The 19,003-nt window shown below is 41.1% G+C and carries 15 protein-coding genes and 2 pseudogenes; 11 read left to right on the top strand and 6 right to left on the bottom strand.

Annotation, left to right across the window (positions count from 1 at the left end; translation table 11 throughout):
* Nucleotides 1–12: 12 nt before the first annotated feature.
* Nucleotides 13–1,320 (bottom strand): annotated as a pseudogene (locus B9T38_RS05515) (RNA-guided endonuclease InsQ/TnpB family protein).
* Between the two features lie 56 nt (nt 1,321–1,376).
* Between B9T38_RS05515 and tnpA the strand changes: the two are divergent.
* The 6 genes and pseudogenes from tnpA (at nt 1,377) to B9T38_RS05485 (ending at nt 8,453) form a co-directional block, all read left to right on the top strand.
* Nucleotides 1,377–1,775 carry an IS200/IS605 family transposase gene (tnpA, locus tag B9T38_RS05510; RefSeq protein ID WP_086195829.1) on the top strand — a complete coding sequence of 133 codons (399 nt, stop codon included), beginning with the start codon at nt 1,377–1,379 and terminating at the stop codon, nt 1,773–1,775.
* A 135-nt stretch (nt 1,776–1,910) separates the two neighbouring features.
* Nucleotides 1,911–4,670, top strand: coding sequence for a bifunctional [glutamate--ammonia ligase]-adenylyl-L-tyrosine phosphorylase/[glutamate--ammonia-ligase] adenylyltransferase (gene glnE / locus B9T38_RS05505; RefSeq protein ID WP_086195828.1), 2,760 nt, complete (start codon nt 1,911–1,913; stop codon nt 4,668–4,670).
* 18 nt (nt 4,671–4,688) lie between these two features.
* Nucleotides 4,689–5,615 (top strand): branched-chain amino acid transaminase, encoded by a 927-nt coding sequence (locus tag B9T38_RS05500; protein WP_086195827.1) that lies wholly within the window; start codon nt 4,689–4,691, stop codon nt 5,613–5,615.
* 165 nt (nt 5,616–5,780) lie between these two features.
* Complete coding sequence (locus B9T38_RS05495) at nt 5,781–6,848, top strand: RNA-guided endonuclease InsQ/TnpB family protein (RefSeq protein ID WP_086195826.1); 1,068 nt, start codon at nt 5,781–5,783, stop codon at nt 6,846–6,848.
* A 9-nt stretch (nt 6,849–6,857) separates the two neighbouring features.
* Nucleotides 6,858–7,160: pseudogene (locus tag B9T38_RS05490) on the top strand (hemerythrin domain-containing protein); the annotation flags it as partial.
* A gap of 141 nt (nt 7,161–7,301) precedes the next feature.
* A complete protein-coding gene (locus tag B9T38_RS05485; RefSeq protein WP_086195825.1) occupies nt 7,302–8,453 on the top strand; it encodes an IS4-like element ISAbe18 family transposase in 1,152 nt (383 codons plus the stop codon).
* A 54-nt stretch (nt 8,454–8,507) separates the two neighbouring features.
* On the opposite strand, the gene B9T38_RS05480 is transcribed toward B9T38_RS05485, so the two are convergent.
* Together B9T38_RS05480 and serA are read right to left on the bottom strand one after the other, a co-directional pair.
* The gene (locus B9T38_RS05480; RefSeq protein ID WP_086195824.1) at nt 8,508–9,374 is read right to left on the bottom strand and encodes an EamA family transporter; all 867 of its coding nucleotides are present in this window, start codon (nt 9,372–9,374) and stop codon (nt 8,508–8,510) included.
* Between the two features lie 387 nt (nt 9,375–9,761).
* Nucleotides 9,762–10,994 carry a phosphoglycerate dehydrogenase gene (serA, locus tag B9T38_RS05475; RefSeq protein ID WP_086195823.1) on the bottom strand — a complete coding sequence of 411 codons (1,233 nt, stop codon included), beginning with the start codon at nt 10,992–10,994 and terminating at the stop codon, nt 9,762–9,764.
* Between the two features lie 355 nt (nt 10,995–11,349).
* On the opposite strand from serA, the gene B9T38_RS05470 reads away from it, so the two are divergent.
* The 5 genes from B9T38_RS05470 (at nt 11,350) to craA (ending at nt 16,455) form a co-directional block, all read left to right on the top strand.
* Nucleotides 11,350–12,759 (top strand): D-2-hydroxyglutarate dehydrogenase, encoded by a 1,410-nt coding sequence (locus B9T38_RS05470; protein WP_086195822.1) that lies wholly within the window; start codon nt 11,350–11,352, stop codon nt 12,757–12,759.
* A 112-nt stretch (nt 12,760–12,871) separates the two neighbouring features.
* On the top strand, nt 12,872–13,249 hold the full coding sequence (locus B9T38_RS05465) for a hypothetical protein (RefSeq protein WP_086195821.1): 378 nt from the start codon (nt 12,872–12,874) through the stop codon (nt 13,247–13,249).
* A gap of 84 nt (nt 13,250–13,333) precedes the next feature.
* On the top strand, nt 13,334–14,332 hold the full coding sequence (locus B9T38_RS05460) for a phosphoribosyltransferase-like protein (RefSeq protein ID WP_086195820.1): 999 nt from the start codon (nt 13,334–13,336) through the stop codon (nt 14,330–14,332).
* Nucleotide 14,333: 1 nt separating this feature from the next.
* The gene (locus B9T38_RS05455; RefSeq protein WP_086195819.1) at nt 14,334–14,966 is read left to right on the top strand and encodes an NADAR family anti-phage protein; all 633 of its coding nucleotides are present in this window, start codon (nt 14,334–14,336) and stop codon (nt 14,964–14,966) included.
* A gap of 259 nt (nt 14,967–15,225) precedes the next feature.
* Nucleotides 15,226–16,455, top strand: a complete 1,230-nt coding sequence (gene craA / locus B9T38_RS05450; RefSeq protein ID WP_086195818.1) for a chloramphenicol efflux MFS transporter CraA — start codon at nt 15,226–15,228, stop codon at nt 16,453–16,455.
* Between the two features lie 148 nt (nt 16,456–16,603).
* On the opposite strand, the gene B9T38_RS05445 is transcribed toward craA, so the two are convergent.
* The 3 genes from B9T38_RS05445 to B9T38_RS05435 form a co-directional block, all read right to left on the bottom strand.
* Nucleotides 16,604–16,909 carry a DUF3817 domain-containing protein gene (locus B9T38_RS05445; protein ID WP_086195917.1) on the bottom strand — a complete coding sequence of 102 codons (306 nt, stop codon included), beginning with the start codon at nt 16,907–16,909 and terminating at the stop codon, nt 16,604–16,606.
* Nucleotides 16,910–17,206: 297 nt separating this feature from the next.
* The gene (sodC, locus tag B9T38_RS05440) at nt 17,207–17,755 is read right to left on the bottom strand and encodes a superoxide dismutase family protein (protein ID WP_086195817.1); all 549 of its coding nucleotides are present in this window, start codon (nt 17,753–17,755) and stop codon (nt 17,207–17,209) included.
* 115 nt (nt 17,756–17,870) lie between these two features.
* Nucleotides 17,871–18,998 carry an AI-2E family transporter gene (locus B9T38_RS05435; protein WP_086195816.1) on the bottom strand — a complete coding sequence of 376 codons (1,128 nt, stop codon included), beginning with the start codon at nt 18,996–18,998 and terminating at the stop codon, nt 17,871–17,873.
* Nucleotides 18,999–19,003 lie beyond the last annotated feature (5 nt).

The raw sequence follows: 19,003 nt of genomic DNA, 5'->3' as shown, positions 1-19,003 counted from the left end.
AAGCAAAAGCTCTTAGGTGACTTCCTCACGGATTTCACTTGCTTTCTGCTTCACAGGGTGACCTTTACCGTATCCACCCTCCACAGACAAAACGGTATGTCCTACCGCCAAAATGTTACGAGAAGCATTAATATCCGCATTCTCGCTAAAGCCACACTCGACACAATTAAAGTTTGCCTGAGTGAGCCTGTTTTCTTTTGCAACGTGACCACATGAGCTACAAGTCTGACTTGTATATCTAGGATCAACTTTAACGAGTAAACCACCTCGCCATTGTTGCTTGTAATCCAACATATCGACAAGCATTGACCAACCTTGATCTAGGATTGACTTGTTCAAGCCTGACTTGGCTTTTACATTCTTTCCTTTGTTCTTGATTGTACCTTTTGCTGACTTCGACATATTGGCTACTTTTAAGTCCTCAACGACAATCATTGCGTGGTTTTTGCTGAGCGTTGTCGTGACTTTATGCAAGTAGTCATGTCGAATATTGGCAATATGATGGTGTAATTTATTGATCTTTAGATTAAGTTTTTTCCAATTTTGACTAAATTTGGTTTTCTTTCTCAACTTGCGTTGAAGTCTAGCCAACTTGACTTGATTGGCTTTAAAACTATTGATTGGTTTAAATACATCACCATTGGATGTTGTAAGTAACTTTTTAACGCCTAAATCAATGCCAATCGCTGATTTTGATGGATGGATTGGTGCTTCTACTGTGCTTTCAACACCAAAAGATATGTACCACTTACCAACATGCTTTGAGATTGTGACATTTTTGATTGTGCCAAGAATATCTTGTGATTTTCTGAATTTCACAACACCAATATCATTGGGTAACTTAACTTGATTACCTTTGACCCAACAATATCTATCAAATTGAACAATACGAATTGAATCATAACCATCAGATTTCTTTTTGAATCGCGGCATAAGCGGTCTAAGTTGAAGCTCAGTATCATCGGTCAACTTAAAGAATCTTGGTTTTTTGGCTTTAAATGGTTTTTGCTTTAATTTGGCTTGTTCTTTTGGGTTGAAAAACCTAGCCCAAGCATCACCAAGATCACGAACTTTTTGTTGAAGTGAAACGCCATTTGAGCTCTGTTCTAAAAAAGCACATTCAGGTTTTTTTCTGAGATCTGGTATTTTCTTAACCAAGTTATCCTTGGTGATGCGTTCATTCTTGGCAAGCATTTCAAATGAAATGGCTAAAACCTGATTCCAAACAAAACGTGCAGAGCCAAGCAACTTGTTTTAAACAAGCTCCTGTTCCGCATTAGGCTCAAGCCTAAATTTGTATGCTTTGTTGATTTTCGTCAATGAGTGTGCATGTAGTAATATATGTATAACACTATCACCAAATAAACACCCGATCAATGACAGAAATATATAAAAACCGCAATTCAGCCTTTAATTTACACGTACACTTGGTATTTATTACAAAGTACAGGAAGAAAATTTTAGGTGAGTTACACCATAAATATTTTATTGAGTGTGTATCTGAGATATGTAAAGAATTTGATGCAGAATTAAAAGAGTGTAATGGTGAAGCAGATCATGTTCACATGCTTATTCAGTACCCACCGACAGTTCAACTCAGTAAATTTGTGAATAATTTAAAATCCGTAACAAGCAGAAAAATGAGGAATGAATTTTTAGATTTACGTGGTAGCTATGCCAAGCCTGTTTTATGGTCACGATCTTACTTTGCAGGGTCGTGTGGTAGTGCGCCTTTGGATATTATTAAAAAGTACATTCAAAACCAACAAGGTTAAAATCTGTGAAATTCACCTCTACCCTGACTGTCGGGTGGAGGTGAATTTCACTTTAAGATAGAAAATCAATTTTTCTTTTCCACTATTTCTTTTCAGCTGCTATAACTAGAAAAAAATCAGGCTGAAGGTTTTAAGATGAATGCGGAACAATTGCACAACACATTGCGTGCGAGCCAATATGCAGAACAGGTGTTGGGAAAACACAGCGCTCTATTAGAACAAGATTATGCAATTGATCAATTTCTCCTTCCTTTAACCACCATTCAAATCCAGAACATTGTTCATGACACGCTAGAGCAGATTACAGATGAAAGCACCTGGATGCATGCCATTCGTGTGCTTCGTGCGCGCTTGATGTTCCGCTGGATTTGGCAGGACGCCAACCGGTTGACGGATGTGATAACCCTGACACGCGAGCTTTCCGATTTTGCCGATGCTGCTATTTGCGCGGCTAAAGATTTTGCCCGTGCTCCATTGGTGGTCAAGCATGGTGAGCCTATCGGCTACGGTGGTGAGGTGCAGGATTTAATCGTGGTCGCCATGGGCAAGCTCGGGGCACAAGAGCTTAACCTTTCAAGTGATATTGATCTTATTTTTGCTTTTGATGAACAGGGCGAAACCAATGGTCGCAAATGTATTGATGTACAGCAGTTTTGTATTTTGTGGGGGCAAAAGCTGATTTATCTGCTTGATCATATTACCGCAGACGGTTTTGTGTTCCGTGTCGATATGCGCCTGCGTCCCTGGGGGGATGGTTCAGCTTTGGCAATTAGCCATGTGGCCCTGGAAAAATATTTAAGCCAGCATGGCCGTGAGTGGGAGCGCTATGCTTGGATTAAAGCCCGCATAGTCACCGGTGGAACAGAAGGTGATGAATTATTGGAGATGACCCGTCCTTTTGTGTTTCGTAAATATGTCGATTACACCGCCTTTGAAGCGATGCGTGAAATGAAGGCGATGATTGAACGCGAAGTACAACGCCGTAATATAGAAGATGATATCAAGCTTGGAGCCGGGGGGATTCGTGAAGTCGAATTCATCGTTCAAGTGTTTCAATTGATTTATGGTGGCTCAAAACTTGAATTACAGGATCGCCAGTGTCTGGTCAGCCTGCATCATTTGGGGGAAGTGGGACTTCTTGAACAAAATGCCGTACTTGAACTGGAAGATGCCTATTTGTTCCTGCGCCGGATTGAACATGCCATTCAGGCACTCAATGACCAGCAGACTCAGTCCTTGCCCACTGAACCTGATCTAAGAAATCGCATGATTGAAACGCTGGGTTTTGACAGTTGGGAGCAATTTTTAGAGGTGCTGAATCAAAAACGCGCCAAGGTCATCTACCAGTTTGAGCATTTGATTAAGGAAAAAGAACCTGATCCGTTAATTGAAAGCTTTACTCAATTAGAGAAACAGCTGAATGAAGTGCTGGATGAAGATGCCAAAAATCTGGTGCATGAATTCTGGAATGGGCATGCGCTGAAAAAATTGCCAGCCAAAGCCGTACAGCGTTTAAAGACGTTTTGGCCACACCTGATTGAAGCGATTTTGCAGTCTGATAAACCGCAAGTGGCACTGTTACGTTTGATGCCTTTGGTCGAATCGGTCCTGCGTCGTACCGTGTATCTGGTAATGTTGATTGAAAGTAAGGGTGCGCTACAGCGTCTGGTGAAAATGGCCACGGTGAGTCCATGGATTTGTGAGGAACTGACCCATTATCCAGTACTGCTGGACGAATTTTTATCAATGGATTTTGAATTGCCGAAACGTCAGGATCTGGAAGATTCTCTGCGCCAGCAACTGTTACGTATCGAGATTGATCAGGTTGAAGATCAGATGCGCGTATTACGGTTATTCAAAAAATCCAATGTATTGGCTGTGGCTGCCAGTGATGTGCTGGCAGAAAGCCCATTGATGAAAGTCTCCGATGCATTAACCGATATTGCAGAAGTTTCAGTGAATGCTACGCTAAATCTGGCTTATCAAATTACTGCTAAAAAGCATGGCTATCCTTTAGATGCAGAGGGGCAGCGCTGTTCACTCGATCATATGGCATTCGCGGTCGCAGGCTATGGCAAACTAGGTGGCATTGAACTGGGTTATGGCTCGGATTTGGATCTGGTATTTATTCATTATATGAGTGAACAGGGTGATACCGATGGTATTAAACCGATTAGCGGTTTTGAGTTTGCCATACGCGTGGCACAGAAATTCATGTCGCTGATGACCACACAAACCTTAGATGGGCGCGTTTATGAAATTGATACCCGCTTACGTCCATCGGGTGAGGCTGGCTTACTTGTGACCAGCCTCAAAGCCTTTGAACAATATCAATTAAAAAGTGCTTGGGTATGGGAGCATCAGGCGCTGGTTCGTGCCCGATCCATTGCCGGTGAGGCTTCACTGCGAGAAAAGTTTGAAGATTTACGCTGCCGCATTTTGACCCAGCCACGGGATGAGGCGAATGTTCGAGCAGAAGTGTTAAAAATGCGTCAAAAAATGAAAGACCATTTAGGCTCTTCCAAAGAGCAGCAAAAAGATGGGATTTTTCACTTAAAACAGGATGCAGGTGGTATCGTTGATATCGAATTTATGGCACAGTATGCGGTATTAGCATGGAGTGGGTCGAATCCTGATCTCGCCCATTACTCCGACAACGTACGAATCCTTGAGGATGCCGCAAAAACGGATCGCTTATCCAGCGCCGACGCGACAGCATTGATTCAAGCTTATCTCCGTGAACGAGCCGAGAGCCACCGTTTAGCCCTTGCAAATCAATCCATGCAAGTTGCAGCTGACGACTGGTACGATACCCGAGAGGTCGTTTGCAAGTTATGGCAAAGATTAATTGATCCAACTGCAGCTTTTGCGTTGGATAGAAATGACTGTGTATAAAAATTTGGAGTGTGTGCCATGAATTTGGCTGATCGTGATGGTTTTATCTGGCAAGATGGACAAATGGTTGACTGGCGTGAGGCGAAAATCCACGTCCTAACTCATACATTACACTACAGTATGGGTGTCTTTGAGGGTGTCCGTGCTTATGAAACACCAAATGGTACCGCGATTTTCCGTCTCCAAGATCATACCAAGCGTTTGCTTAACTCTGCAAAAATCTATCAAATGAAGGTTCCATTTGATAAGGCAGCACTTGAGCAGGCTCAAATTGATGTAGTACGCGAAAATAAATTAGCTTCATGCTATTTGCGTCCAATTATCTTTATCGGTTCGGAAAAACTCGGTATTGCTGCAACGGATAATACTATTCATGCCACTGTGGCAGCATGGGGCTGGGGTGCTTACCTGGGTGAAGAAGCGATGGCGAAAGGTATTCGCGTAAAAACTTCATCATTTACCCATCACCATCCAAACGTGACCATGTGTAAGGCAAAGGCTTCAGGTAACTATACCTTGTCTATTCTTGCCCATCAGGAAGTGGCACATTCGGGTTATGACGAAGCGATGTTGATGGATCCGCAAGGTTATGTATGTCAGGGTTCTGGCGAAAACGTATTCTTGGTAAAAGATGGTGCATTGCATACACCGGATATCGCTGGCGGTGCTTTAGATGGTATTACCCGTCAAACGATCATTACCATTGCCAAAGACTTGGGCATTGAAGTGGTTGAACGTCGTATTACCCGTGATGAATTCTATATCGGTGATGAAGCATTCTTCACCGGTACTGCAGCTGAAGTGACTCCAATCCGTGAATATGATGATCGTGTGATTGGTGAAGGCTGTCGTGGTCCAATTACGACAAAAATCCAGAAAGCGTTCTTTGATGCAGTTCAGGGTAAAGATCCTAAATATGCACACTGGTTAACTTACGTAAAATAAGTTGATCGGTTAAGATGAGGAGGCGGAACGAAAGTTTCGCCTTTTTTATCAAATGGAGCGTAAAACTCTGTCCTTCAGGGCAGAAATATAAGCGACACGACATGAAATGTCGTTGAGTTTTTTAAAAATCAGCACCTTTAATTTAACATGAGCTAATATAAGCCCATGAAAACACTTAAATTACGCATAAAAGACAAACATTGCAAGGTGCTAGACCAATTAGCATCTGAGGTTAACTTTGTTTGGAATTATGTGAATGATTTAAGTTTCAAACACCTGAAAAGAACAGGTGACTTTTTCTCAGCATTCGATATGGCTAAATACACAAAAGGGACTTCAAAATTGTGTGGTTTGCATAGTCAAACGGTGGATGCAATCAGAGAAGAATATGCTGGTAAAAGAGAACAGTTTAGAAAAGCAAAATTAAAATGGCGTGTGAGTAACAAAAAGTCAGCAAGACGTTCACTTGGTTGGATACCCTTTAAAAAAGTAGCGATTAAATATGCTGATGGCTATGTGCAATATGGCAAGCATCAATTCAAACTGTGGGATAGCTACGGTATAAGCAAATACAGCGTTAGAACAGGCTCATTTGTTGAGGATAGTCGTGGGCGGTGGTATGTGTGTCTTGTTGTGGATAGCACTAAAGCTGAGAAACCCACCGCCACCAAAGCAATTGGCATTGATTTGGGCTTAAAAGATATAGCCACCTGCTCAGATGGTACTGTGATTTCAAATCCTAAATTCTATCGAAAATATGAAAAGAAATTAGGGATTGCCCAACGAGCAAGGAATAAAAAACGTGTTCGTGCATTACATGCCAAGATTGCAAACTGTCGTAAAGATCATTTGCATAAGGCAAGCACTCTGCTTGTGAAAGAAAATGCACTGATTGTTGTAGGTGACTTAAGTGCGAAAAAGCTGGTGAAAACCAAGATGGCGAAATCTGTTTTGGACACAGGATTTTCAGCACTCAAAACAATGCTCAAGTATAAATGCGAGAACGCAGGGGTATTGTTTGAGGAAGTTAGTGAGAGGTTCACAACCCAAATTTGTTCGTGCTGTGGTGAGATCACCTCTAGCAGTCCACAAGGTAGAACAGATTTGCGAATAAGAGTATGGGAATGTGAGTGCGGAAGTATAAATCATCGTGATTTAAATTCCGCTAAGAACATACTTGCGCTTGGGCATAAGCGTCTAGCAGTAGGAATCACCCTCCTTTCAGGTGGGTGAGGATGTCAAATTCCACTCATGATGACAGATTCTGGACTGAATATTACCCGTCATGCCTTGGCCGAACATCATGAAATGGATGAGATGATTGAAGAGCTGAGCGAAATATATTTCAGCAATCCCGGCTGGATTGTATTAGCCAAAAAGCTTTCTGAAAAGGTGCATCATCATCTGAAAGAGGAAGAACACGGTTTTTTTCAACAGGCTGGAAAAATTTTGGAAGAGGAACAGAAAACAGCTTTAGCAGTGCAGTACAAGAATGAATATCGGCGTTATAAAGAAATGAAAAAAGATATGCTGGTCAAAAACTAAAATTTAAATTCAAAATTACAGGATAAAAAAGATGGCATTAGTGCCACTGCTGTCCCATAGTTTGCTTTAAATAAAAAAACCTGAGTCCTAACAGTTAAAATATGAGTGCAAACAAACACTTTAACGACCAGGATTCAGGTTTTGTCACATCAGAATACCGTATTTCATGAGCTAATTAAACCTGTTGTGCGACAGGATTTTGAACAACTTGCTAAAGTACACCATGTTGGACAGAAATTTAGAGCGGCTTCCCGGTGGGATCAGTTTATTGCCATATTGATGTCTCAATTCTCTTGTAGGCAAAGTCTGAGAGATATTCAATCCAATTTGGAGTGCCAACAGGAAAAGCTAAGTCATCTCGGAGCAAAATCTATTCCCCGAAGCACGCTGGCACGAATCAATGAGCAGCAGCCTGCTGCCTTGTATCAACAGCTATTTTACAAGTTGCTTAAATACTATGAACACTCAAAAGTAGCTCATAAATTTCGCTTTAAGAATCCCTTGTATTCCTTGGATGCCAGTCATATTGACCTGTCGCTTTCCTTAAGTGAATGGGCCAAAGTTCATGACTCAAAAGCCAGCATGAAACTCAGCATAGGATTGAATCACAGCAATGATATTCCTGAGTTTGTTGCAGTTGAAAATGGCAAAGAAAATGACATGGTACAAGGCCGCAAATTCCAGTTTCCTGCTGGCAGCATTGTAGTTTTTGATAAAGGCTATGTCGATTACCAATGGTATGCAAATCTGACTGCTCAAAACATTGGATTTGTCACACGTTTTAGGCCTAAATCTGTGTATCAGGTGATCCAGCAACATCCAGTGCTTGAATCCAAAGGTATTCTAAAAGATGAAACCATTCAGCTGAATAGCGCACATGCCCTAAAAAGAAAAGCCCCAGTGTTAAGAAGAATTGAATATAGAGATCAGCAAAGTGGCAAGCACTTTAGCTTTCTCAGCAATAACTTTCATTTAGCCGCCTCCACCATTGCGGCGATTTATAAAGATCGTTGGAAAGTTGAGCTGTTCTTTAAGGCGATTAAGCAGAATCTCAAATTAAAAGCGTTTCTAGGCCGCAGCAGGAACGCAATTCAGACACAAATCTGGATTGCGATGATCGCCTATTTATTGGTGAGTTTCGCTCAACATTTAGGGAAAACAGGTTGGACAGTTCAACGTTTACTCAGAATAATTCAAGTGAATTTGTTTGAAAGAAGAACTTTAAAAGCTTTATTTTCACCCGATAAAATACCCATAAAACAAGAGGAAGCTCAAATGAGCTTCCTCTTGTGAAAAATTGTGGGACAGCAATGGCATTAGTGCCATCTTTTTTTGGAATTAACGATTTCAAGACTCGACTTTCTGGCTGGCTCTGAATGTCACTCCAACCGATGCCAGCATGACACACAGCAGGGCAATCCACTGTAACCATCCTATTTTTTCTCCAAGTAAAAGCAGTCCCGTGAGTGCAGCAAGAGCAGGAGAAAGGCTGGATAAGGTGCCATAACTCAGTTTGCTTAAATGCTTCAACGCTTGCAGGTCGAGGGCATAGGGAATGGCAGTGGCCAGTACTGCGATTGCCAACGCTTTGCCCCAGTACTGGGTCTCAACCAATGCAGCTGCATTGTGGTAGAGTCCAATCGGTAATAGCGTCAATGCAGACAAACTGATAGCAATGGTTAAAGCGTGCATACCAATATTCTGATGCACCACCTTTTGACCAAAATAAATATAAAATGCCCAGCATAGCCCGGCGCCGAGTGCACAAGCTGCAGCGAAAACTGAAAAATTCGCACTCTGTGTCTGCCCCCATGGCACCATCAAGGCAATGCCTAAAATGGCCATTCCCACCCAGATATAGTCACTGCGCTGCTTAATCGACAGTAAAGCCAGTCCTAAAGGGCCGATGAATTCCAGACCCACCGCAATGCCTTGAGGCAGTTTCCCCAAAGACATATAGAACAGGATATTCATGAATCCAAGTGCTGCGCTATAACACAGCAAATCGCGCCATTTAAAAAAAGACAGCCGCGACAAAATTTTCCAGGAACGGAACATGACCCCAATAATGATCGCAGCAAAACACAGCCTTAAAATCGTCACGGTCAATGGGTCAAGCACCAAGAACAATTGTTTGGCAAATGATGCACTGATTTGATAAGAGATCATGGACAGAACCATGAACACTACGGCAAGAAGTTGAGAGTTTGGCATGAGACACGCAGTTGGATGGTCCGTCGAATAGACCATGTTTCAGGTGCGCACAGTATAGCGGTTCATGCTGAATTTTTAAGTTTTTACTGGAGGAAAATTTAAATTCATAACTTTGAATTTAAAATAATTGGTGGATGCAGGATTGCTTTATCGATTTGAATTTAAATGATCCATTTTTTAATTTGTCTGCAATTTTGTTCTTTGCAAGTGGATCAGGGTAATCAGCAAGAGCAGCGATGCTTGTACAGCAGGAGTGATTTTAAAACTGGGTATAAACTAAATTGGCTTGTTCAAACAGCATGAGATAGATAAAACGCCAGATTTTAAAAATTTTGAAAAATAAAAAAACCACAGCATGAATGCTGTGGTTTTTTAGAAAATTTTAAATTAGAACAATACGCGAACGCGGATTGTGCCTTCAACTTCGTGAAGTGTATCGAGTGCTTCTTTAGATGCAGTTGCATCTACGTCCATCACCAGGTAACCGACATCACCTTTAGTCATCAATGACTGACCAGAGATGTTGATGCCGTGTTCAGCAAACAGGTTGTTGATTTTAGAAAGCACGCCAGGAATGTTTTTGTGAATGTGCAGTAAACGGTGTTTACCTTCAGTCAATGGCAATGCGATTTCTGGGAAGTTCACAGCAGAAAGCGTCATACCTTTATCTGAGTAAGCAACAAATTTCTCTGCAACTTCAAGACCGATGTTCGCTTGCGCTTCCATGGTTGAACCACCCACGTGAGGGGTCAAGATCACGTTGTCCAGGCCACGAAGTGGAGAAACGAATTCTTCACCGTTGGCTTTAGGTTCTTTAGGGAATACGTCCACTGCAGCACCGGCAATGTGACCAGATTTGATCGCATCAGCAAGGTCTTCAATGATCACACATGTACCACGTGCAGCATTGATGAAGATCGAACCTTCTTTCATTTGTGCAAATTGGTCTTTGCCAAAGAAGTTACGTGTAGACGGAACGTCCGGAACGTGTAGAGATACCACGTCTGCATTTGCAAGCAATTCGCCCATGCTACCGACTTGGCGTGCATTACCCATAGGAAGTTTAGTTACCACATCATAATAAATGACATTCATACCCATGCTTTCAGCAAGCACTGAAAGTTGAGAACCGATTGAACCGTAACCGACGATACCTAAAGTTTTACCACGAGTTTCAAACGAACCGACTGCAGATTTGTTCCAGCCACCACGGTGAGTAGAAGCAGATTTAGCAGGTACGCCACGAAGCAATAAAATGGCTTCAGCAAGTACCAGTTCAGCTACTGAACGGGTATTTGAATATGGTGCGTTAAATACTGGAATACCACGAACCATCGCAGCATCAAGATTTACCTGATTGGTACCGATACAAAAACAGCCAACAGCAATCAGCTTGTTGGCTGCTTCAAATACTTCTTCAGTCAGTTGAGTACGTGAACGAATACCAATGAAGTGGGCATCTTTGATCGCTTCTTTCAACGCTTCACCCTCAAGCGCAGTTTTACGATAGTCGATGTTGGTGTATCCAGCAGCATTTAAAGTGTCGATTGCGTTTTGATGAACGCCTTCTAACAACAAGAAACGAATTTTATCTTTAGGCAGTGAAAGATGTTGGCTCATTACGGCTCCGCTACAAAGGCCAAATTTAGTCGCGATATGATAACATACGAGAAGGGTCTATATACATTTCCTTTATGACCGAGACTATAGGTATTTTTGCCATACATATGTCAGGAACTACAGATTTTGGTCTAACTAAAACTGTAATTTTTAAGCCTAGATTGTCAAAATGCTTATTTTCACCGGGTTTTAGTAAAAAATGTCTTATAATGTCGAGTAGTGAAATCGATCACAGTTATAGTGTTGATTTTATGCTCACACCCAGTCTAAGACATTATTTTTTTGTAAATCTCTTTGCAAAGAATGCTCTATAGACCATCCACCACTTGTATATTTCTTGCTAGGTCTGCAAACGATGAATGCTCCAGTCGCTTTAACACCTGAGTTATTAACCCAATTGACAGCCATTGTGGGTGAAAACCGCATTAAAACTGATGCTGCTAGTCTCGATGCCTGGGGCAAAGACTACACCAAGCATTTCGATCCAAACCCATCAGTCATTGTTTTTCCATCAAGTACGGAACAGGTGCAGGCGATTGTTAAATTTGCCAATGAACACAATATTGCCATCACACCATCTGGCGGCCGTACCGGTTTATCTGCCGGTGCAGTAGCAGCCAATGGTGAAATTGTGGTCAGCATGGACAAGATGAACCAGATTCTGGAATTCTTCCCGGCAGACCGTATGGTGCGTGTACAAGCGGGTGTGGTGACTGAACAGTTACAAAACTATGCTGAAGAACAGGGCATGTATTATCCGGTAGATTTCGCGTCTTCAGGTTCATCACAAATTGGCGGTAACATCGGCACCAATGCCGGCGGTATTAAAGTGATTAAATACGGCATGACCCGTAACTGGGTGCTGGGTCTGACCGTTGTGACCGGTAAGGGTGATATCCTGCGTCTGAACAAAGGTATGATCAAGAACGCGACCGGTTATGCCTTACAACATTTGTTCATTGGTGGTGAAGGCACTTTAGGTCTGGTGACTGAAGCTGAAATCAAGCTGGAACGTCAACCGCAAGACCTGCAAGTGATGGTACTGGGTGTACCTGACTTTGAAGCAGTGATGCCTGTACTTCACGCATTCCAGGCGAAAATTGATTTAACTGCATTTGAGTTCTTTGGTGAACTTGCGATGCAAAAAGTGCTGGATCATGGTCATGTACAACGTCCGTTTGAAACGGAATGTCCATTCTATGTACTGCTTGAATTTGAAGCGCCATTTGAGCCAATTATGGACAAGGCGATGGAAATTTTTGAGCATTGCATGGAACAGGGTTGGGTGCTCGATGGCGTAATGAGCCAAAGCCTGGAACAGGTACACAGCTTATGGCGTTTACGTGAAGATATCTCTGAATCAATCGCACCGTTTACACCATACAAAAATGACATTTCCGTATTAATTACGCATGTTCCGGCATTTATTAAAGAAATTGATGCCATTGTTGCGGATAATTATCCTGACTTTGAAATTTGCTGGTTCGGTCATATTGGTGACGGTAATTTGCACTTGAATATCTTGAAACCAGAGAACCTGTCTAAAGATGAATTCTTTGCCAAATGTCAGGTGGTGAATAAATACGTATTCGAAACCGTGAAAAAATATGACGGTTCGATTTCTGCGGAACATGGTGTTGGTATGACCAAAAAACCTTACCTCAATTACACCCGTTCTGAAGAAGAAATTGGCTACATGAAAGCCTTGAAACAGGTATTCGATCCAAACGGTATTATGAACCCGGGTAAATTATTTGATCTTTAATATTTAACCTGTAAGTTCTATGCGCCGATGACTACATAATTGTTATCGAGTATGAAAAAAAGGCATGGCATCATAGATGCTATGTCTTTTTTTTTATGGGGGATATTTCCCAATGTTACGTTTACTCTCTACCTGTATCATTTGTTTGGGGTTAATGTCGGGCTGTGCCACGACCAAAAAACTAGCGTCTAAAGTAAATATGGGTTCATCCGATACCCCAATGGCCCAAGTATTAAAAGAGCGGCCGGAACTGCATAAAAATCTGACTACAGTCGATGTGCGACAATATTTTAACCGCGCCGAGTCACCTACAGCAGCACAGGTGAAAGTGACTGAAACCGGATTAATGGATGATTCGGTTCGTTCGATTCGGACCACGTACAGTTTTAAAAATGTAGAGGGTGACTGGAAGAAAACAGGTACGCAAACAGAGTATCAATGTATGCGCAGCAAAAACACCAAGTCTTTTCAAAAAGCAAAATGCTCTTAATAAATATTTGATTTATGGTTGAAAATTAGGCTGTGATGCCTCATAAAAGGCGTATCGATTGATGCGCTTTTTATTGAGAAAATTATGCAGGAATATATTAATAATATAGTGGAAAAATTGAAAAACTATAAAGGTTTTTATTTTCCTATAATTACAAGTGGAGGTGAATTATCTCCAACAGCTTTGCAACAGCATGTACAAACATGGTTGAATCAATTCGAGGAGCATGAGCGTTTCAGTTTAGCTAGAATTACAAGCGATTTATTGAATAAAAGATATATAGAAGAACATGAAGAAAAAAAATTTATTGATTCATTATTTAATAATAATGGGATTAAAAAAGATAATTTAGTTGCTACTCCCTTAACGATACAAAGAAATGGAGAAAGCCAAAAAGTTATGGTTGATTATTATAAAAGTGTAGTCGCAGAAAAGGGATATGAATATAACCCATCAGTATTTATATATTTGGATGATTTCATGTTTAGCGGAGGTCGTGTTTTTAATGACCTCTCCAATTTTATTTCAATTATTAAAAAAGATATGACAATTGTGGTAGTTGTATTGGGATGGCATGAATATGGACAATGGTATCAGAGTAATAGACTTGAAGAAAAAATTAGAGAACATAATAAAAATAATAATTTAAATGTAGAAATTGAATGGTTATCTATTCCGGCTGCAAGAATGGAAAATAGAAAATCTTATATGAATTGTTCAGATATTTTGTGGCCGATGGAAGAAACTCTTAATTTAAGTGAATTAGCGTCAAAAAAAATAGAAAATTTTTCTTACCGTTTAGGTTTTGTTAAAAATAGTACTTTTGATAATAATCAGGATAGATTATTTCTAGAAAAAATATGTTTAAAGTATGGCTTTAAAATTATTGAAAAATGTATTTCACCAAGCACAACTACTAAACCATTAGGTAATTCACTTTATGGTTACGGTTTTGGTGGACTTGTATTTAACTATAGAAATTGTCCAAATAACACTCCTATTATATTTTGGTGGGGAAGTACAAATCCTTTCGACCCAATGAGTACCCAATGGTATCCATTAATGCCAAGGAGAGTTTATTAATATGGATAAATTAGCTGAAAGAATTTATGATCCAGACAAAGATGACTTAGCTATTTTTAGAAAAACTCATGAACAGTGGGGAGGGTTTTCAAATATGGCTTCAGGATTTCCTATAAGGATCAATGATCATATTTTGTTATCATCTGAGGCTTTATATCAAGCATTAAAATTTACAGATTATCCAGATATACAAAAGAAAATTATAGCTGAACGTAGTCCAATGACTGCAAAGATGGTTGCTAAACCTTTTAAAAATATGATTCGTCAAGATTTTGAAAATAAGAAAATAATTTTTATGAAATGGTGTGTTAGAGCTAAATTATTAAATAATTATGATAAGTTTTCAAAAATTCTATTAGCATCTGAAAATAAGATAATTGTTGAGGAATCTCGAAGAGATAATTTTTGGGGAGCAAAAAAGTTAGATAATGATAGGTTGATAGGCATTAATGTCTTAGGTCGAATTTTAATAGAATTGCGTGAAGAATTAAAAAATAACACGCTCTTAGAAATATTAGGGCCTATAGATGTTCCTGAATTTTATTTATATGGTGAACCTATACAGCCAATAAAAAAATTAGTGGTTCCACCTTTATCAAATACATCTCCATCTATAGAAGACTTATTTAATTAACAATTCTAAAGATTAATCCTCTTATTAAACTCTGCTAAACTACACCTACTCAAGCAAGTAGGTGTATTTGTTTGAGATTAATTATTCTTACGAATTTTTTATTTAAACACCTTGTGAATGCGGTGTTTTAAGTCACTTATAACCAAGTGCATTTCCTAAACTTTAATTTAAACACTCAATGCTTGGCATTGGGCTGACGCTTCTCTCCCTAAAAATAGTGTGTAGCCTTCTACAAGCCTAAAACATATGTAGAAAAACAATGCAAAACGTTAAAACCTCCACCTTAAACCGTGCCACGCTGATGTTTCCATTGGCATTGGTGCTGTTTGAATTTTCAGTCTATATCGGCAATGACCTGGTTCAGCCAGCCATGCTCGCCATTACCAAAGACTTTGGCGTCAGCAGTTCATGGGCACCATCTTCCATGTCGTTTTATCTGCTCGGCGGGGCATGTGTGGCCTGGTTGCTCGGCCCATTGTCCGACCGACTGGGACGAAAAAAAGTGCTGCTGGCAGGGGTACTGTTCTTTGTACTGTGCTGCTTGCTGATTTTACTCACCCACACTATTGAAAGCTTTTTAGCACTGCGCTTTTTACAGGGGATTGGCCTCACGGTTATTTCTGCTGTTGGTTATGCCGCCATTCAGGAAACTTTTGCAGAACGCGATGCCATTAAAGTTATGGCGCTGATGGCGAATATTTCCCTGCTTGCACCCTTACTCGGTCCCGTGATTGGTGCATTCCTGATTGATCACGTGTCATGGCATTGGGGTTTTATTGGTATCGCATTTTTAGCCTTTTTAAGCTGGTTTGGACTGAAAGCCAAAATGCCGGATACAAAGCTGAGCATTCCAAAACAACCATTCAGCTACATTCTGGATGACTTTAAACAGGTCTATAAAAACAAACGATTTTTAATCATGACTTTGGCCTTGCCAATGGTCAGTATGCCGTTGATGCTGTGGATTGCACTATCACCGATCATGCTGGTGGAAGAACTGGGTTTTAGCAGCATGCAATACGGCTTGGCACAGTTTCCTGTATTGGGTGGATTGATTGTCGGGAATGTGGTGCTGATTAAAATTATCGACAAACTGGCTTTGGGTAAATCGGTACTGATGGGCTTGCCGATTATGCTGCTCGGAACTGTGGTTTTACTGGCTGGAGTGATCTGGCAGGATTATCTGATCTGGTGCTTAATTGCGGGCATGACCTTGATTAGCTTTGGTGAAGGCATCAGTTTTTCCGTGCTGTATCGTTTTGCGCTGATGTCATCGGAAGTTTCCAAAGGGACTGTTGCAGCTGCGGTTTCGATGCTGTTGATGTTCAGCTTCTTTATCATTATTGAACTGGTTCGGATGATGTATGAACACTACCATTATTTGGCCTATAGCGTGGCCTGTTTTATTTTGATTGCGCTGTGGTTTAGTTTTCCGCGCACTATACTCAAACAAATTTTAAAAGAACGGGTGGAGCAGGGGGTATTTTGATATTCAGACCTCTCCCTTGCGTAGCAGCGCTGCTCATCTCCTGAAAGGAGGGGAATATACTGATTTCAAATCAGTATTTTCTTCCAGTAGGAAATGAGGGTGTATCCTTATTATTTCCTGAAAAAGAAAATAGCCTTTTAATCAGAAATTATAACTTGGATTCAGCAATCGGCTGCTCAACAGCCTTCAACTTACGATCGAAAACAAAAGTGCCAAACGGTAAAATAGATGCGATTAAACCCAGAATAAACATCTGAATCGACCATTTCTGTTTTTCGCACACGATAAATAAAACAATTAAAAACAGGATAAACAGTACGCCGTGCCCCATACCGACATATTTCACCATGATCGGGTTATCCAGCATATATTTCATTGGCATCGCGATGAAAAGAAGTAACAGAAAGGAAATACCTTCTAAAAGACCGACAACACGTAAAGTTTGAATATTCATGGTCATGTTTAAATCTATGAGAATGAACCCTGAGTGTACCGAATATTGCCGTAAGGGTGAATAAAAGCTCGGTATATTTTAAAAAATTATCAAACACTTATAATCAGGTGTTGAAATCGGTCTTTCAGGCAATTCAGGGTTTTTCTAAAGTTCAATTATGGTGAATATAGCCTATTTTTTCTGTAGTGCTGTCAATTTATCGACCTGAGCGTTGCTCCATACTCTCTGTTATTTGCAGGTCATCATAAAAAAGCAGACACTCTGCCTGCTTTTGGATTTTATGGTTTTAGGGATACATTATTGAATCACACCACAGGCAATTCGGTTTCCGCCACCGCCCAAAGGTTTAGGTTCGTCGGCATAGTTGTCGCCACCGGCATGGACCATAATCGCCAGACCTTGAACATCAGCCAGGTTTAAACGTGGGGCCAGCAGTTTTTGCTGAGATTTGCCTGAAGCCTCCACTGTAATGAGGGGTAAATCGCCTAGATGGCCAGTGAGTGGCGTACCGTGATGTGGTGCCTGGTTTGGATTGAAATGACCGCCTGCTGCAAGCGCTGCGCCCATTTTTCCATCTTTTTCTGCCGGGCCACAGAAGCCTTTTTCATGAATATGGAACCCGTGAGGGCCGGGTGGCAGATCATTTAAATCGGTATTGATGAGCAGACCAGACGGGCTATCGAGTAATTCGACAGTCCCAATTTTATTGCCTACACCTTGCGCAGTGACGGCATTGACTGTTACCCGTTGAGCTTTATGTTCGTTTATGGGCATGGTGCTGGTACAACCGGCTAAAAATATGGCACCCATTGTTGCCATTGCACCTGGTTTGAATAGTGCTTTCATGACTCGAAGCATCCTGACTTTTTTATAATTGGCACCATTGAAACAAAGTCGTGGATGCAAGACCAGGTGATTTAAGTAGTACAATGTATAAGTTTCTTAACTTTTACCTGCCAGCTTAATCAGGGTGATGGGTTTCATCATCAATATCATGAGCGAGCGTGGCTTTGGGCATCATTAAACCTTCGGTTTCATTGGTTTCATGCAGCCATTCACGCCAGATTGCCAGTAATACCGCCAGAATGACCGGGCCGACAAATAATCCCACCATACCAAAGCTGGCCAGACCACCCAGCACACCAAACATAATCAGCAGGAAGGGAATTTGAGTGGCACCGGAAATCACCAATGGACGGATCACGTTATCTGCGGTACTGACAATACACACGCCCCATACCATCACCCCAATCGCTTGTATGGTATGTCCTTGAGAAAATAACCACAGTGAAACAGAGGTATAGGCAACTGGAGGTCCAAAAGGAATTAGTGCCAGCAGGAAGGTAATAATGGTCAGTACCATCGGGTTAGGTACATCGGCCACAAAATAGCTGATGCCCGCCAGTATCGACTGGGCAATGGCAGTCAATCCAACGCCATAGACCACGGCACGGGTAGTATCGGAAATGGTGGCAATATAATGATGGATACGCGGACCAATCACCATTTCCAGGGCTTTGCTGACCTGATGTAAAATGGTGTGACCATCACGGTAAAAGAAAAATAACGACATCACGGCAAAGCAGAGCTTGATCAGATTTTTGCTGACTTCGTTCAGTACCGCTTTCCCGTAATTTAAATGACCCTGAATCCAGATCGAGACGGACTGGATAATGCTGTTCGGGTCCTGATTAATCTCTCTTAACGTTCGCGAAATTTCTTTGCCAATAAAAGGTAACTGCCGGATAAAGTCAGGAACATTCAGGTGACCGGAAAATACCTGTTTCTGTAATTCGTAATACAGATTTCGCCCTTCATGCTGTAACATGAAAATGGCAAAAATAATCGGTAAACCCAGAACCAGAACCACAGAAAGAATCATCACTGTGGCACTTAGCGTAGGGCGCTGTCCACACATGCGTAATACCGACTGATACAGCGGCCAGGTGACATAGGCAATAATTGCCGCCCAAACCACAGGTACAATAAAATATTTGAGCACATGAAAACTCAAATACATCAGGACAAAAAATAGTCCAAATAATAAAACCTTTTGTAATGTGGGCGCGTAACGTTGCACTGAATTCACTGACT

This window comes from Acinetobacter sp. ANC 4218 (assembly GCF_002135245.1).
GTDB lineage: Bacteria > Pseudomonadota > Gammaproteobacteria > Pseudomonadales > Moraxellaceae > Acinetobacter.
Note: the sequence above shows the minus strand (reverse complement) of the source record. Positions and strands in the feature narration are given on the sequence as shown.

Bases quoted from the DNA above. Each gene is read 5' to 3' on its own strand.
- craA (WP_086195818.1), top strand. From the start codon at position 15,226: ATGCAAAACGTTAAAACCTCCACCTTAAACCGTGCCACGCTGATGTTT.
- sodC (WP_086195817.1), bottom strand. From the start codon at position 17,755: ATGAAAGCACTATTCAAACCAGGTGCAATGGCAACAATGGGTGCCATA.
- tnpA (WP_086195829.1), top strand. From the start codon at position 1,377: ATGACAGAAATATATAAAAACCGCAATTCAGCCTTTAATTTACACGTA.
- B9T38_RS05480 (WP_086195824.1), bottom strand. From the start codon at position 9,374: ATGCCAAACTCTCAACTTCTTGCCGTAGTGTTCATGGTTCTGTCCATG.
- B9T38_RS05500 (WP_086195827.1), top strand. From the start codon at position 4,689: ATGAATTTGGCTGATCGTGATGGTTTTATCTGGCAAGATGGACAAATG.
- serA (WP_086195823.1), bottom strand. From the start codon at position 10,994: ATGAGCCAACATCTTTCACTGCCTAAAGATAAAATTCGTTTCTTGTTG.
- B9T38_RS05495 (WP_086195826.1), top strand. From the start codon at position 5,781: ATGAAAACACTTAAATTACGCATAAAAGACAAACATTGCAAGGTGCTA.
- B9T38_RS05470 (WP_086195822.1), top strand. From the start codon at position 11,350: ATGAATGCTCCAGTCGCTTTAACACCTGAGTTATTAACCCAATTGACA.
- B9T38_RS05465 (WP_086195821.1), top strand. From the start codon at position 12,872: ATGTTACGTTTACTCTCTACCTGTATCATTTGTTTGGGGTTAATGTCG.
- glnE (WP_086195828.1), top strand. From the start codon at position 1,911: ATGAATGCGGAACAATTGCACAACACATTGCGTGCGAGCCAATATGCA.
- B9T38_RS05455 (WP_086195819.1), top strand. From the start codon at position 14,334: ATGGATAAATTAGCTGAAAGAATTTATGATCCAGACAAAGATGACTTA.
- B9T38_RS05445 (WP_086195917.1), bottom strand. From the start codon at position 16,909: ATGAATATTCAAACTTTACGTGTTGTCGGTCTTTTAGAAGGTATTTCC.
- B9T38_RS05460 (WP_086195820.1), top strand. From the start codon at position 13,334: ATGCAGGAATATATTAATAATATAGTGGAAAAATTGAAAAACTATAAA.